The sequence below is a fragment of the Paenibacillus agaridevorans genome (assembly GCF_018604145.1).
Classification (GTDB): Bacteria; Bacillota; Bacilli; order Paenibacillales; family Paenibacillaceae; genus Pristimantibacillus; species Pristimantibacillus agaridevorans.
On the sequence record NZ_CP075889.1, the window covers coordinates 453,922 to 469,230 of the forward strand.

4 protein-coding genes are annotated in these 15,309 nt (G+C 56.1%); 3 read left to right on the forward strand and 1 reads right to left on the reverse strand.

Going from position 1 to position 15,309, the window contains the following annotated elements:
* Positions 1-42: 42 nt before the first annotated feature.
* Together KJW29_RS01845 and KJW29_RS01850 are read left to right on the forward strand one after the other, a co-directional pair.
* Entirely contained in the window at positions 43-6,210 is a 6,168-nt protein-coding gene (locus KJW29_RS01845; protein WP_214628537.1) for an FIVAR domain-containing protein, read from the forward strand.
* A gap of 98 nt (positions 6,211-6,308) precedes the next feature.
* On the forward strand, positions 6,309-12,260 hold the full coding sequence (locus tag KJW29_RS01850) for an alginate lyase family protein (protein ID WP_214628538.1): 5,952 nt from the start codon (positions 6,309-6,311) through the stop codon (positions 12,258-12,260).
* Between the two features lie 84 nt (positions 12,261-12,344).
* On the opposite strand, the gene KJW29_RS01855 is transcribed toward KJW29_RS01850, so the two are convergent.
* Positions 12,345-13,220 (reverse strand): helix-turn-helix transcriptional regulator, encoded by an 876-nt coding sequence (locus KJW29_RS01855; protein ID WP_214628539.1) that lies wholly within the window; start codon positions 13,218-13,220, stop codon positions 12,345-12,347.
* A 145-nt stretch (positions 13,221-13,365) separates the two neighbouring features.
* Between KJW29_RS01855 and KJW29_RS01860 the strand changes: the two genes are divergently transcribed.
* The gene (locus KJW29_RS01860) at positions 13,366-15,264 is read left to right on the forward strand and encodes a beta-L-arabinofuranosidase domain-containing protein (protein WP_246608544.1); all 1,899 of its coding nucleotides are present in this window, start codon (positions 13,366-13,368) and stop codon (positions 15,262-15,264) included.
* Positions 15,265-15,309 lie beyond the last annotated feature (45 nt).

Consider the following 15,309-nt stretch of genomic DNA (forward strand, 5'->3'; position numbering starts at 1 on the left):
GGTGGATAAGAACTGATCGACAGGAAGGAGACATAAGAAACAATGCGATATTGGTCAAGATTGCTTATCACATGTCTAATTGCCGCTCTGATTGCGCCTATGCTTCCGGCTGCGAAGCCGGCGGCGGAAGCGGCGCCCGCGGCGCCGCATAGCAGCTTGCTGGATCGGATTATTTTCGGCGATGCCGAATCGGAGGAGAAGCATCGTTTCCAAGGGACGGCAACCCGCGCTATTGTTGGCGGACTGGAGCAGACGGCGAGGGTGGCGGATCCGCTTAATCCCGCGCTTGCACGCGGCGGCGAACTTATTTTTACGATGAAGGTCGACCCGTTCAAGCAAAACTATTTCACGATGAAATTTTGGGGCGACGATGTTTCGTCCTACAAAAGCATCGTATATATCAACGGCGAGCAAATCGGCTATCGCCGCGAGGGCGATTACGAAGCGATCAACATCGGCAATCAAAATTACAGAGCGGGTGGAAGCACTGGCGTAACGGCAGAGGCGCTGCCCAACCGATTCTATTACAATACGATCATGCTGCCGCTGGAGTTGACGTACGGTCAAGCGGAGGCGGAAATTACCGTTCGTACATACAGTCAGGATTTCCTGGCGAACGTGACGGAGCCGTCGCGGGGGTATTACATCGGTTATACGCATACCCAGGCGTATCTGGACGTGTCGGGCGAGACGCAAGGCAGCCTGTTCGGCGGTCCCGTCGACACGGCCGATATCGTGGCTGAGGATACAAGAACGGCTGCGGACAAGCAAGCGTTGATCGACGGGTATACGGACGGCCAACGCACGTTGTTCAACAATTTGTCGGCCAAGGTCGACGCAAGCGGCACCGCCAAGCTGTCCATCGTCAGATATGAGGACGAATTGAAGTTTTACGCGGGTTGCTTGATCTACGACTGGTGCCCCGCCGCCGCGTCGCCTGCTTTGAAAAAAGCGGCCGTCGAGCGGATTTTCAAAACGATCGACAATCATGTCAAAGATTATTATGCCAATACAAGAAACGTGCAGCGCGGAGGACATCAGGGCGATTGGGGCGGCTACTACGGAGCGCTCGGCGAAGCGTTGTATTTGATCGAAAACGTTATCGCCGACGATGCCGTCTACGGCCTTGAGGCGTTCGAGACATTTTTGGAGCAGCCGTTCGCGACCGGCACGGCCGAAGGACGTTATTCGCTGGCCGGCGTTGACTGGGACGGCGGAGCGTTAAGCCGCAAGGAAGCGTGGGAGCGGGCGCTGAAGGCCAATTTCGATTTTGCGAGAGCAAGGCTGTCCTACATTTACAATCAGGTGTTCTACACGTACGAAGGGGCATGGGAGGCGCACGAGGGGCTGCGGATGATCGGCTCCGAATTTTTCGAAGGCAAGGAGCGCAGCCATCAGATTTTGCTGGAGTCGATCGGCGCAAGGCCGTTCCTGGGCGAGGAGGTGCTGGTCGGGCCGAACGGGGAAGAGCTGGATCTGTATCATTCCTTGTTCTTGCATGACTCCACGGCCGTGTTTACGGAAGATTTCGAGCAAATCGTCGCCAAAGGACTGGCCCGAAGCAAGCTGGACGATAACGGGAAGCTGGTCAGACGTCTGCCGTTCGGCGAGCATTTTACGACGATTACCGAAGCGGGGTTGACAAGGGAAAACGGCTATGTCGCCAATTACGGCGAAGCGACCAACTATTTGCCGGAATACTTCTACAAGACGCTGGGCAAAGCGGGCGACGAAGCGCTGAATGATGAAATTTTGAAAATGGCGCTGAAAAATCTGCATGCTCGCGGCTACACCCGAAATACGACGCTTGACGACAACGGCTACCGCATTATGCGGATGAATCAGGTGCTCGACGAGCGGAATCCGGCATATCCCGGCAACTACGGCTACGCTACCCGCATTACCGAAGGCAAGCAGCTTCATTACGCCTCGCTGGAGCTGGCGATGGCGCGCGACGAGGAGCGCTACAGCGGGCCGGAGTGGGATGAATATTGGGCGTACGCGGCCGAAGCCGTCGGTTATGCCCAGCAACAAATCGCCGACAACCAATATTTCAATTATTTCAACAGCGTCATGGGCAAAAACAAATACGACTACCATCTGGCCGAAACCTATCATTATATTTCCGAAGGAAGAGCCGAGTTTGAGCGATTCGACAGCGTGCAGGCGGGCGTCGTGCATCCGCTGACCGATTTTGCTTATTATTCGGAGCAGGAGCTTGACGCAATGGGCGTTGCCCCCGCTGATTACGAGCAGTTCACTTGGACCGACGTGGATAATTTCTTCTTCTCGATGCGCGACGGAGACACGCGGATACTGGGGCAGCTCAATATGCGCAACCGCGGCTTCGCTGGCAACGGGCGGCTGCATGTGATGACGCCGGAATACGATTCCATCGTGCAGATCGCAACAAACGGCGTATTTCGATACGACGACTATTATTTGCGCATGGACAATATTCAGGCCGACTTTTTTGAGGATCAACACCGCAATGACGGGGACCGGCCACAAGCTTTGGCCGGCGAGATCGCGCCTATCACGTATCAGCCGGGCGTCGGCACGGTATCGCGCGACAACTTCGAAGCGGATCACGCTTACGCCGCGCATCCCGATCTGCTGACCGCCAGATACGGCGAATACTTCCTGTTGTTTAATTCCACTCGCGAAGCATACGGCAACAAACAATCCTTTGAGGTGGAGCTGCCTGCGGATTACGGCGGCAATGAGGTATTGGATCTGGTATCCGGGGCTAGGGTGCAGGCGACAAACGGCAAGGTGACGGTACCGGCCCAAAGCGTCATGATTTTGAAGTTGAACGAAACGTTCGATCCCGCGCCGAAGCCGGGCCATGTCGACTTCGTGCAGGCGCTGGCCGGCAACAATGAAGCGGGACTGACATGGAAAACGGCCGCCGGCGCGGAAAGCTATACGATCAAACGCGCCTCAAACGAAAACGGTCCGTATACCGTCATCGCGTCGGGCGTAACCGGCAACGACTACAGGGACTCCGGCGTTCTGAACGGCAAGGTTTATTATTACAAAGTGGCGGCGGTAAACGGCAACGGCATGGGTCGCGATTCGTGGCGGGCCGAGCTGGAGCTTTCCGTTCCGGCAAGCGCGGGGCTTGCGGCGCCGTGGCGGGCCGACGCCATCGGAGACATCTCCGCCGGGCAGTCCCCAGCCGCGGACGGCGTCGTGGCCATCTCGGGCGGCAACGGCTCCGGGTTTGGCGAAGGAGACGACTACAATATCTATGACCGGGACATTCACGATTCGCTCCATTTCGTGCATCAGTTGCTGGCGGGCAACGGCTCGGTGGAAGCCCGGATCGACAGCCATTCGGGAGCGGCTTCGGGCATCATGCTGCGCGACAAGCTGGATGCTAGCTCGCGATATATTTATTTCGGGGCGGACAAAGAGGGCAATCTCGTATTGCAGAACCGCACACGCGATTCCAGGCATATGTGGACGAACGTGAAAGCAAGTCCGTTCGATGCGGGGTTGCTGGGCTTGCGCGCCGAGGAATACCCGTATATCCGACTGGTGAGAGAATACGACTCCCATTACGTCAACGCTTACGTTTCGCGCGACGGCAATAGCTGGATTGCGGTTCACAAGCTGTTTACGCCGTTCCCTTATGCGATATATGGGGGCGTAACGGCAGCGGAGGCGGCGCAGTTCGGCGATGTCCGCGTAGAGGAAAGCGAGCGGGGCAGCCTCTATCCGGCAGCGAAGCTGGAGGGCGAAAGCTTAACAATAAGCTGGAACAAACCGAAGCAGGCTGTCGGCTTCAGCCTTTACCGTACTTACGATGCGGCGGCGAGCGGCACGAATCCGGAGCTGCGGCCGGGTACATCCGAACCGGCAGCGGACTCTCCATGGACCAGAATCGCGGCGGACGCGATGATCTTGTCCTATACCGATACGGCGACTCCATCGCAAGGGACGCCTTATTACAAGGTAGCTCCGATTGCGCTGGACGGCGCGGTCGGTCCGTTCTCGGACACCGTTTCGCCACCCGCCTTGTCGAGCGCTCCGGAGCCGGGAGACATTGCGGTATCCAACCGTCCGGAAGGCATTGACGATGTCGTTAAGGTGGAGGGGCTTGCGGATGGCAGCGTGGCGAAGGTTTACCGAACGGCAACGGCTCTGCAGCCGCTTGGCATGGCGATTGCGGAGGGCGGCTCGGCTTCGGTGCGGATTGCGCAAATCGGTTCGCTTTCGGGATCGCTGTATGTGTCGGCGGCCGAACCCGGCAAGCTGGAGAGCGCACGAACGCTCAAGAGCTATGTGGGCGAAGACGGCATCATTCAATTGAAGGTGGAAAAGGATACGACCTTGCGATTTAGCAACGATAACGCCTCCGGCATTGGGCCGGAGCTGACGATTTTAAACAGCGGAGCCAATGTCGAAACGCAGCGCCGATACGGACTCATAACGTTTAACGGCGTTCCCGACCTGAGCGACTCCGCTATCGAATCGGTTAACCTGACCATGTACCGGGGCAATCAGCGGTCGGCCGTCATTCAGGCGCGTTTGCTCGAGTGGGATGACTGGGCGGAGCCGGGCGCTTCGGGCCGGCTTGGCCTTGAGCTCAAAAACGATTATTTCGGGGGCAGCACGGATCAAATTGTTGCGTTTTTGAACAGTCCTTCGGCATCCGCTCCCGTAGCCGCGAACAGCGATTATCCGGATCACGGCATTTCCGGAGTTTGGAGCATGGATGTTATGGCTATGGTGCAAGCCAATACGGGCGACAAGCTGACATTGTTCCTGGCGTCCGCCGGCGCCGAAGGCAACCCGCTGACGAAGGAATATACATCCGGCGGCAGCGCCCCGGGTCAATTTGCTCCAACGCTCACCATTGTTTATAAGCTGGACAGAAGCTTTCTGTTCGAGCTGATCGGCGATGTGGAGGCTTTGGATGAAGAAGCCTATACGCAAGCCAGTTGGATGGCGCTGCTAACGAAGCTGGAGGCGGCGCAGTCGGTTGCCGCAAACGACTCTGCCGATCGCACGGAGGTGTACGAGGCCGCGCTGCAATTACAGGCGGCGATGAATGAGCTCGTCGGGCTGCCGAAGGCATGGCTAGACGGACCGGCATTGCTAAGCGTTAAGAGCGACTTCAGCATATCTGCAGGTTTGTCCGATCATGGGGAAAGCTTTACGGCGCTTGATCTTGTTATGCGCTACAATCCTCAGCAAGTGGAATTTGCCGCAACGGCCGACCAATTGGGCAACAACTGGCTAGATGCGGGAGCAATCGTTTCGACGCATGAAGGCTTGCGGATCGCCGGGGCGGCGCTTAAGCCCGAGCAAGGCGAAATCCGGATTATTCTTGTCGCCGCTCAAGGCGGTGAAGCCGTTGCGGCGAGCGGACCATTGCTGACGTTGCACGGCAAAGTAAAAGATACGGTGCTGCCAGGGACGGTCGGGATGGAGATTGCCGAATTTACGGGTGCGTTATCAGGCAGCTCCATGTCGTTTGATGTTGCGGACGCAAGCTGGGAAGCTGTGCTAAACGAATCGGATAAAGCGGTATTGAACACGCTGCTTGCCGAAGCTCGGGAGCTCCAAAGGGGGGCGCAAGTCGGAAGCTTGCCGGGCCAATATCCGCAAGCGGCCATAGATGCCCTCGGAGCGGCTATCGATGCCGCGGAAGCGGTGCAGGACGACATATTGGCGGGCGCAGATGCCGTAGCCCAGGCGATAAACGCTTTGGCGCAAGCGATGGAAACCTTCCGCGAGGCAGTCATCAAGCCGACGGTTCCCGTTACGCCGAGCGGTCCGAACAAGCAGGCGCTGCAGCAAGCTATCGCGGCAGCGGAGCTTCTCTACGATCGGGCCGTGGAAGGCGTTAAAATCGGCCATTACAAGAGCGGCGCGAAGGCGGGGCTTGCGGCGGCAATCGCCGATGCGAAAAGGATTTACGGCAGCGGCTCCCCTACTCAGCAGCAGGTAAACGAGGCCGTTCAGAACCTGAATCGGAAGGCGGACGAGTTCCGCAAGCAACTGGTATCGCTTGCGGGCGACGCAACCCGGTTGACAGTCGCGGATTTGTCCGTGCTTGCCCGTTATTACGGCATTGCATTAGGGCAGGCAGGATGGAGCGAGGTAGCGGCAGCAGACTTGTACGAGGAAGGCAAAATCACGATCCGGACGCTTGTCGCCTTGGCGAGAATGGTGCTGGAGGAGTGGACCAACGAATAACGCAAGAAAGGGCTGTTCCCGGTGCCGATCGGCTCGGGAACAGCCCCGTTTCATCGCAACTTATCTCTTGCTAACCAATTTCGGAGAGGAGATCGACAATGAGCAAACATTTAAGACAGGTACTGGCATTGCTGTTGTGCGTACCCATCATCATGATGCCGATGTTTGGGCTTGCCCCGAATGCGGCGGCAAACGCTGCGGCCGAGGCCGAGACAGCGCCGGAGGTTCGGGTATTCAGCTTCGCGGCAACGGATGAGGGCAGCGCGTATGTGGACAAGTTGTCGCCGGGTTCCGTAAGGAAAACGGCCAGCACAACCGACAACAATATTCAGTTTAAGATGATGGTTGGCAAAGGACGGCACGGCTATCTCCGGTTCGATTTATCTTCCTTTGACGCCAGCTTGTACAACATCGATGAAATGACCATGGAGCTGGCGTTTCGAAAATCGCATGACCCCAATACCCTTACATTTGTCGAAAGCGAATCCGTTTGGTCGACCGACAGCGGCGTCAAATGGACCTCCGGCAATATTACCTATAACAACCGCCCGAACGATATAGCGGGTTCGCCGACGGCGCAGATTACGTTTGCGTCAGCCGGAGAAGGCAACGTACCAGCCGGTCAGCCAAACGCAACAGTGGATGTGACCGACTTGTTCCGGAACGCGCTAAAGGCGGGCAGAAAAGAGATCAATCTTCATATTTACACCGATTCTTCGGAAAATACGGCTGCCGGGAGCGTGACTCAGCTGTATATCGACAGACCGCATCCATCGGGACAAATCCCGGTCGTGGTAAACGTAACGACGGGGGAGCCTGTCGTGCCGCTCGATCCCGAAGGTTTCGCCGCAAGGGTAGAAGCGGAGGATTTCTATCGATCGGCAGGCAACATCTATGTCAGGGATAACGGAGACACCGTACCGGGTTCGATGCCCGGCGACGAGGTTGTCCTGACGGGAGCCTCGGGCAACAAATTTGTCGATTTCAGCGACCCGGTCGCGGACTATAAAACGGGCAGCGGCGCAAGCAACAACTCTATTCCGTCAGGACAGGACCAGGCCAGTTGGAAGGTCGTTGTACCGGCGGCGGGTTTCTACCAATTGGCGTTCAGCTACAACAATCCGGCAACCAAGACGGACGGTTACCGCAATGTCCGCGACGAACGAAATACCCGAATCGTGATCAACGACGATGAGCCGGACTTTACGAATACGATGGATCCGCATTGGGCGGGCTGGATGATTTTTAATATTTCGGGATACAACGACAGCTATAATCCTGCGGCCAACACATCCTTGACGCCGCAATCGGATAACGGTTACGCCAACGTAAGGGGCAATACGGCCTGGAATACCAACTTTATGAACGTCTGGCTGGAGAAAGGGGAAAATACAGTCACTCTGGGCATGGAGGCGCCTCCGGGACAAGGCGTTTACGACGGCCCCAACCTCGATTATTTCGACGTGGTTTATATCGGAGATCAAATGGTCGGCGAAGATGAAATTCCTTATCTGAACGACGATTTCGTTTTCCAGCATCCGGGCATCGCGTTTACGCTGGAGGATCTGGATCATATCAAGGCTAATAAAGACAATGCGGATACCGTGTACGGCAAAGGTTATCAGGAGCTGGCAAGCGCTACGGCCTGGTTCGACAGCAATGCCGTCAATCCGGAGCCGGTGCTTGACGTGGGGCCTTACAACAGCCCCAATATCGGCGGCACGGCATATACGCGAGGCGGCAGCAAGGCGCTTTATTATGCTTTGCGATATTACCTGGACGGTGATGCCGCTTACGGGCGCAAAGCGAAAGAGGTGCTGAACGAGTGGGCCGCCACGCTTAAGACGCTGGGCTCCGGAAACGATGTCAAACTTCGAATAGCCATTGTCGCGACGGATTTCGTAAACGCTGCCGAAATCATCAGGCATGTCTATAATGGCGATCCGGATGTTGCGGCAGCGGACCTGTGGCAGGAGGCGGACATGGCCGAATTCGACAGCTTCCTGCGCCTGCTGCTGACCAAGACATACGACTTCTATCCACAGGCCAACGGCAACTGGGACGCGATTCTCGGCGGCTTCAACATGGCTGCGGCGGTTTATCTGGAGGATATCGATTTATTTAACGACGTGCTGAAGCAGCGGTATCTCGGAACTTACAGGGCAGGCAACGCCGTGTCCATGGGTAGTCTGCCGAGCTACATTTACCCGAGCGGCGAGCAACAGGAAAGCAGCCGCGATCAGCCGCATGCCAGGATGGGCATTACGGGGCTTGCGACGCAAGCGGATATTGCCTGGAATCAGGGGGTTGATATTTACGGAGCCTACGACAATCGTTTACTCTCGGGCACGGTGTACAATGCCAAATATGCCATCGGCGAGGAAGTGGCGTCGGAAACATTTATTTCCGACAGAAACAGAACGCAAAGCGGCATCTGGGCTGTCGGATACGAGATTGTCGGCAACCATTATTTAAACGAGGCGGCGGGCGTGTCCACGGGCGGAGAAACGGATGTTATCTATGAAGCGGCGGAGACGCGCTTGCGCGCAGGCACGGTCAATAACGAAGCCGGGCGGAAGGCGAACTACTACGGCGCCATGATGTTTACGGACAAACCTTATGATGTTTCCATGTCGCTGAGCGCGGGGAAATCTGCGTTAACCTCTATCGGCGATGAAATCGTATTGACGGCCAATGTGCAGACGGATTCCGTCCTCAAGCGCGTAAACTGGCATATTCCGCAGGCGCTTAAGCCGTATGTCGATGTTGAGCATCTCGGCGATACGTCGCTGAAGCTGAAGCTGAGGGAGATGCCGGAGGTAAGCGGGATAACCGGCGTCGTCAGGGCCACTTCCGTCAAAAAGGCCACCGTCAGCGATACCGTATCCATCTCCATCGTCAACGACGGCATCGACAAGACGGCGCTAGGCGCGCTGATCGCCGAAGCGGAGGGGCTTATCGGGTCGGAATATACGACGGATAGTTGGGCCGCATTGGCGATAGCGCTCGAGCAAGCCAAAGCGGCAAGCGGAGACAACACAACGCAAGAGGCGGTCGATCAGGCTCAGGCAGCGCTGCAGGCGGCGATGTACGGCCTGGCGGAAGCACCGATCCGGATTCCGGGACCGGACATGGGCAATTATTTTGACAACAGCAAAACCGCGTCCATGATTTTCAAAATGAAAAACGAAGCGGGCGAATATGTTAAAGTGGACCCCGTCACGGAAAAGCTGTCGCTTACGGGAAGTGCCGCCGAAGCTTCGGCATTTGCGTTGTACATCCTTGACTACTTCGCCACCGTGGATCACGCGGAGCCGGAGGCGGGCGCCACAAGAACGGCGTATTCCATCCGATCTCTGGTTAATAACAAATACTTGACGATCCAGCATTATTTTACGGCCGAAGAGTTTCTGAGCAACACCCATCGTTACTTCAACATCCTGAGCGGCGATCCAAGCGGCACAAGCACGGACAGGACGTTCGAGGTCAAAGCGTCGGCGAACCTCCCGAATTGGAACGAACGATTTTATATCGACCACTACGCCCAATCGGGTTATTACCGGATCTGGTCGCATTTGTCCACGATGAGGGACGATTCGAACTTCAAACGATTTAATGTAACAATGACGGATGACGCCATGCAAAGCAGCGGTGCGGCCGCTCAAAATACCGAATACCGTTTTTATTTGGAAGAGGTGACGGGCAACGATCTGCTGGAGGTTAGCCAGCGGGTATCCGGAGACGACGCCGAGCTGCTCTGGCTTCCCGTAAACGGCGATACGAATCCGGCGCATTACAATGTCGCAGGAACGGACGCGGCTGTCGTGCTGGCTGGCGGCCGGATGAGCGCGACGTTGTCGAACCTGAGCATCGGCGTTCACGAGTACACTGTCGAATACAACGGCAGCGGGTATGAAACTTCGGCGGATGTAAAGGTTCGAATCTTTAACCATCCCGGTATTTTGCAGACGGCGGAAGACCTGGAGAGAATGAAGCAACGCGTTCAGGAAAAGGCCGAGCCTTGGTACTCCGATTATCAGCGGCTGCTGCACAGCGTTCCTTACGATCTGTCCAGCTTTGATTTCGAAACGACCGTTTTTGCCAATGTCGGACGCGGGGGAGCGCCGTCGGATTCCGCCAACATCGGCCATTTCGAGAAAGCCGGCAATGCGGCCTATTTCAACGCTCTGCAATGGGTCATTACGGGGGAAGACAAGTATGCGGCCAATGCCGCCGACATTCTGGGCAAATGGGCGCATGCCTTAAAAGTGATCGACGGTCGGGACCGGATCCTGGGTGCCGGCATCAACGCTTACAAATATGCCAGCGCGGCGGAAATTATCCGTTACTACAATGGAGGTTATAGCGGATACGGCGACGCCGACTTCAAGGCGCTGCAGGATATGATGATCAATGTCGTGTATCCCGTCATTCAGGATGCGGCTGCTCCTATGCTCGCGAACGGAAATTGGGATGCGGCGGCTATCGTCAGCATGATGGCGATCGGCGTACTCTGCGACAATACGGAAATATTCGACCGGGCGATGGTCTTGTATCAGGATATTCATGTAAACGGCTCTATCTTCGCTTATATACACGAATCGGGCCAAAATATGGAGACGGGCCGCGACCAGGCTCATGCCTTGCTGGCGATCGGCTATATGGCCGAAATCAGTCTGATCGCGTTCCATCAGCAAGAGGATCTGTATTCGCTTTATGACAACAGGCTGGCCAAAGCCTTCGAATATACGGCGAAATATAACTTGTTTTCTAAGGAGCTATACGAGGAGGACATCCCTTTTGTTGCGATGCCGAACGTTTTTGGCGATACAAGCCGAGGGTATTACGGCGCCGGATTCGACAGGGAAAACAACGGGTTGAACAGAGGAGAGCTGAGACCGGTGTTCGAACAAGTTCTTGCCCTCTACGGCAAGGCGAACAGCGGCGTTGATCTGGCATGGACGGAAAAGGCGGCTGCGGCCGCGCGCCCGCAGGGGATGGTTCATTTTGACAATCTGAACTTCGGCACCTTGACGTACTACAACGGCGAGCCGCTAAACGCGAGCGGGCCATACTTTCAGATGCGCACAAGGTGGGAGCCGCTGTATCAGAGAAACTGGAGCGTCGTGGACGGCGAGAGAGTCGCCGAAACGCTCAACTCTTATTATGATATGGATGCGAGCGGCGAGCTCGTAACGAAGGGCATGAAGAAGGATGCGCCATTTTACCAATTAATCGCTAACGACGACGGCACTTATTCGATCCGTCTGGTTCGGACCCATACCTATTTGTCGGTAAAAGATGATCAGGCGGGCGATTACAATCTAATAAAAGCCGATGCCGCGACCATAGGAGAAAACGAAAAGTTTGTGCTGCAGTCCAGCGGGGTAGGACCGTTTTTTCTGGTTTCTCCCAAATACGACAATCGAATCGTCTATCAGCATGCGGCCGGATCGGGCAGTAACGCCGTCCTGACGCTTCGGCTCGGAACCAAAAAGCTGTCGGACATAAAGGACATACCGGATATTACAACAAACGAAAGATTGATATTTATGTACAATGCCGAAGATATTGCGCTCAGCGGAACGGATGCCCCTGGAGGCGGCGAGACCGGCGGGGCGGTGAACAAAGAGGAACTGGCAGCGGCCATTGCCAAGACGCAATCGTTGCTTGGCCGTGCCAAAGAAGGCGGAAAGGTCGGTCAATACCCGGCGGCGGCGGTTACGGCGCTGAGAGACGCCATCCTTGAGGCGGAAGCGGTCAGAGGCGGCGCGGGCTCTACGCAGGCGCAGGTGAATGAGGCTGTGGAAGCATTAAATGAAGCGACGGCAAGCTTTGGAGCACAGCTCATTACGCTGGTTCCGGGAGCGGGCCGGGTAACGATTGCCGATCTGTCTCTAATGGCAAGTTACTACGGTGTCGGGAGTGGAGACGACGGCTGGGAAGCAATTGAGAAAGCGGATTTGACGGGCGAAGGAGCCATCACGATTGCCAATCTTGCGGCTGTAGCCCGATTGATATTGGAAAACTGGTTAGCCGAAGACAAATAACGGTTCAAGGTTGGGAGAGGCTGTCCCTTAGGTCATCATTGGCTTAAGGGGGGCCTTTTTTTGTCGCCGGCATGCTTAACAGCGTTACACCCGGTACAAATGCCGCCAATAGGAGGACGGGGCTTCGCCCGTCACCTTCTTGAACACTCTGCTGAAGTAATAGGGACTGTTGAAGCCTAGCCGTTCGCTAATTTCAGAAACGTTAAGCGAGGTGTTGCGCATCAGATCGATCGCTTTGTCGATCCGCAGCTTCGTATGCATCTCGATCACCGTCCGGCCGGTATGTTTGCGAAATGCGGTCGATATATAGTTGTAATTCAAATCGAGCCGGCGCGCCAGTTCCTCCGCCTGAAATTCTTTGCTCGCATGATCGACGAGATAAGCCATCACTTTGCCTGTCAGCGCCGATATTTTGCCTGCCGGAACCTGGGCATCCTCGTCGGATAAGGTTGCCTCGTGCATATCGAGAAACAGCTCGTACGCCCGGACGCTCGCTCTTGTCATGCCGTGCAGCCGGGGCTGCCTGTATTCGTCGAGCATCGCCATCAGCCTGTCGCCGAGCGAAGGTTGAAGGGGCAATCCGCCATGCTTGGGCAGCTCGAACCGGTATTCGTAATGGCCTGGCGTATAGTAGCCCGTCTCGGGCATCGGCAAGCGGCCGCTATAGCCGTCCTGCTCTTCCGCCGCAGCATCGAAGTGAATCCAATACCATGCGGTGCCCGCTTCGCTTTCGGGCAGGCCCCAGTGACGAAGCCCCTTTTTCAAAAACAAATGCTCGCCTTGCCGCACCCGATATTCCGTTCCTTCCTCGATCACATGCATGCAGCCTTTCGTCACAAACAAAAATACATCGTAGTCCAGCACCCGGTCGGGATGGGTATAGACGGCAGCCGTCTGATTCCATCCCATGTCTCGCACCAGCGGCATCCGGTCCGCGGTTAACCGTACTGCAGCTAACATAGCCGGTCTCCTCCTTGAACTTAAAGCTCTTTAACTCCATTTTAAAGATGAAAAAAGTATATGCAATTATATATTCCGTCTATTCTTAGTCTTTATTATAAATATTAAAATAATAATATGATATGAAAAAAGTGAGGGTGTTGCCATGATGGCGCAGTTTTATAACTTAGAGCCGGGACGGGCGAAGCTTGGCGAGGGTCCTCTGGCCGCACGCTTTCGGATAAACAAGGATTATGTCATGAGTTTGACCAATGCCAACCTCCTCCGCGGCTTCTATATGGAAGCGGGCTTGTGGAGCTATAGCGGCAACGGGGGCACGACGACGGCCTCCACAATCAGTATGGAGGGACCCGAACAGTGGCATTGGGGCTGGGAAGCCGTCACTTGCGAGCTGCGGGGACATTTCATGGGGCATTGGCTGTCGGCGGCGGCTCGTATTTACGCGCAGACTAACGATGTCATGGTCAAGGCGAAGGCCGATACGATCGTGTCGGAGCTGGCGCGTTGCCAGGAGGCGAACGGAGGCGGGTGGCTCGCCGCGTTCCCGGAAACCTTTATGCATCGGCTCTTAAACGGCAAGTGGGTATGGGCGCCGCATTATACCGTGCACAAGCTGCTGATGGGGCTCCTCGAAATGTATCAGCTGGCGAGCAACAGGCAAGCGCTGTCCATCGCGAAGGGCATGGCGGGCTGGTTTTACCGCTGGACGTCGGCTTTGTCGCAGGAGCAGCTGGACGAGCTGCTGGATATGGAGACGGGCGGCATGCTGGAAACCTGGGCCGAGTTGTACGGTATTACGAGGGCGGATGAACACGGGAAGCTGATGGAGCGTTATGTCCGCAACCGTTTCTTTGATCTGCTGCTGCGAGGCGAGGATGTCCTGACGAACAAACATGCCAATACGCAAATCCCGGAAATATTAGGCGCCGCAAGGGTGTACGAAGTGACCGGGGACGAGCGTTTTCGCCGCATTGCGGAATCCTTCTGGGCATGCGCCGTTACAAAGCGGGGGTATTTATGCACGGGCGCCGGCGACGACGGAGAGCTCTGGATGCCGCATCATGATATGGAAGCGAGACTAGGCGTCGGACAGGAGCATTGCGTCAACTACAATATGATGCGGCTTTCGCATACGCTGCTGCGCTGGACGGGAAATCCCGCTTACGCCGATTATTGGGAGAGGCGGTTCGTCAACGGCGTATTGGCGCATCAGCATGGAGATACGGGCATGATCTCCTATTTCCTCGGGGTTGCCCCGGGCAGCCGCAAGACATGGGGATCGGAGACGGGACATTTCTGGTGCTGTCACGGAACGCTGATTCAAGCCAACGCGGCCTACGAATCCCAAATCTATCTGAGAGATGGCGATGGCGTCGCGATTGCGCAATGGATTCCGTCCGTCGCTTCGATTGAGCTGGAAGGAGTCCGGATCGGCTTCGCCATCGAGCAGGATAGCCAGCAGGGGCTGTATCCGATGAACAAGTGGAATGTGACTGGCATGAAAGCGATTACCGAGGTGCATCGACCTGCCATACCCGTTACTAGGCCCGACCGGTTTCTGTTCAGCGTAAAGGTGAGCTGCGACCGGGCAGCGCAGTTCGCGCTTAAGCTGAGGATACCATGGTGGGTTAAGGAGAGAGCCTTGATCACGGTTAATGGCATTCTACAGCAGGATGTTCCGGAAGGCGCGGGTTTCTATAAGCTGAACCGAATGTGGAGCGATGGAGATCTCGTTAAGGTGGAGCTGCCCAAGGCGCTGGCGGCCGAGCCGCTGCCAGGCTCGCCGGATCGGTACGCGTTTGTAGACGGTCCCGTCGTGCTGGCCGGCTTGACGGACGAAGATCGTCTCCTCGTTGGCGACGCCGAATGCCCGGAGAGTTTGCTGACGTCGGATCGGGAGCGCAACCATAGCTGGTGGAATGCCGGCTATTACAGAACCAAAGGTCAGAGCGTTAACATCCGTTTGATCCCGCTGCACGAGATTAAGGACGAAAGCTATACGGTTTATTTTCAGGTGAAGGCAGCGGAGCAAACAGCGCAATAAATCAACATTTTCGGACGAATGGCGGCAACTTTGCCCCTAGCGCGC

Coding starts and splice junctions, on each gene's coding strand:
- KJW29_RS01845 (WP_214628537.1), top strand. CDS start 43: ATGCGATATTGGTCAAGATTGCTTATCACATGTCTAATTGCCGCTCTG.
- KJW29_RS01850 (WP_214628538.1), top strand. CDS start 6,309: ATGAGCAAACATTTAAGACAGGTACTGGCATTGCTGTTGTGCGTACCC.
- KJW29_RS01855 (WP_214628539.1), bottom strand. CDS start 13,220: ATGTTAGCTGCAGTACGGTTAACCGCGGACCGGATGCCGCTGGTGCGA.
- KJW29_RS01860 (WP_246608544.1), top strand. CDS start 13,366: ATGATGGCGCAGTTTTATAACTTAGAGCCGGGACGGGCGAAGCTTGGC.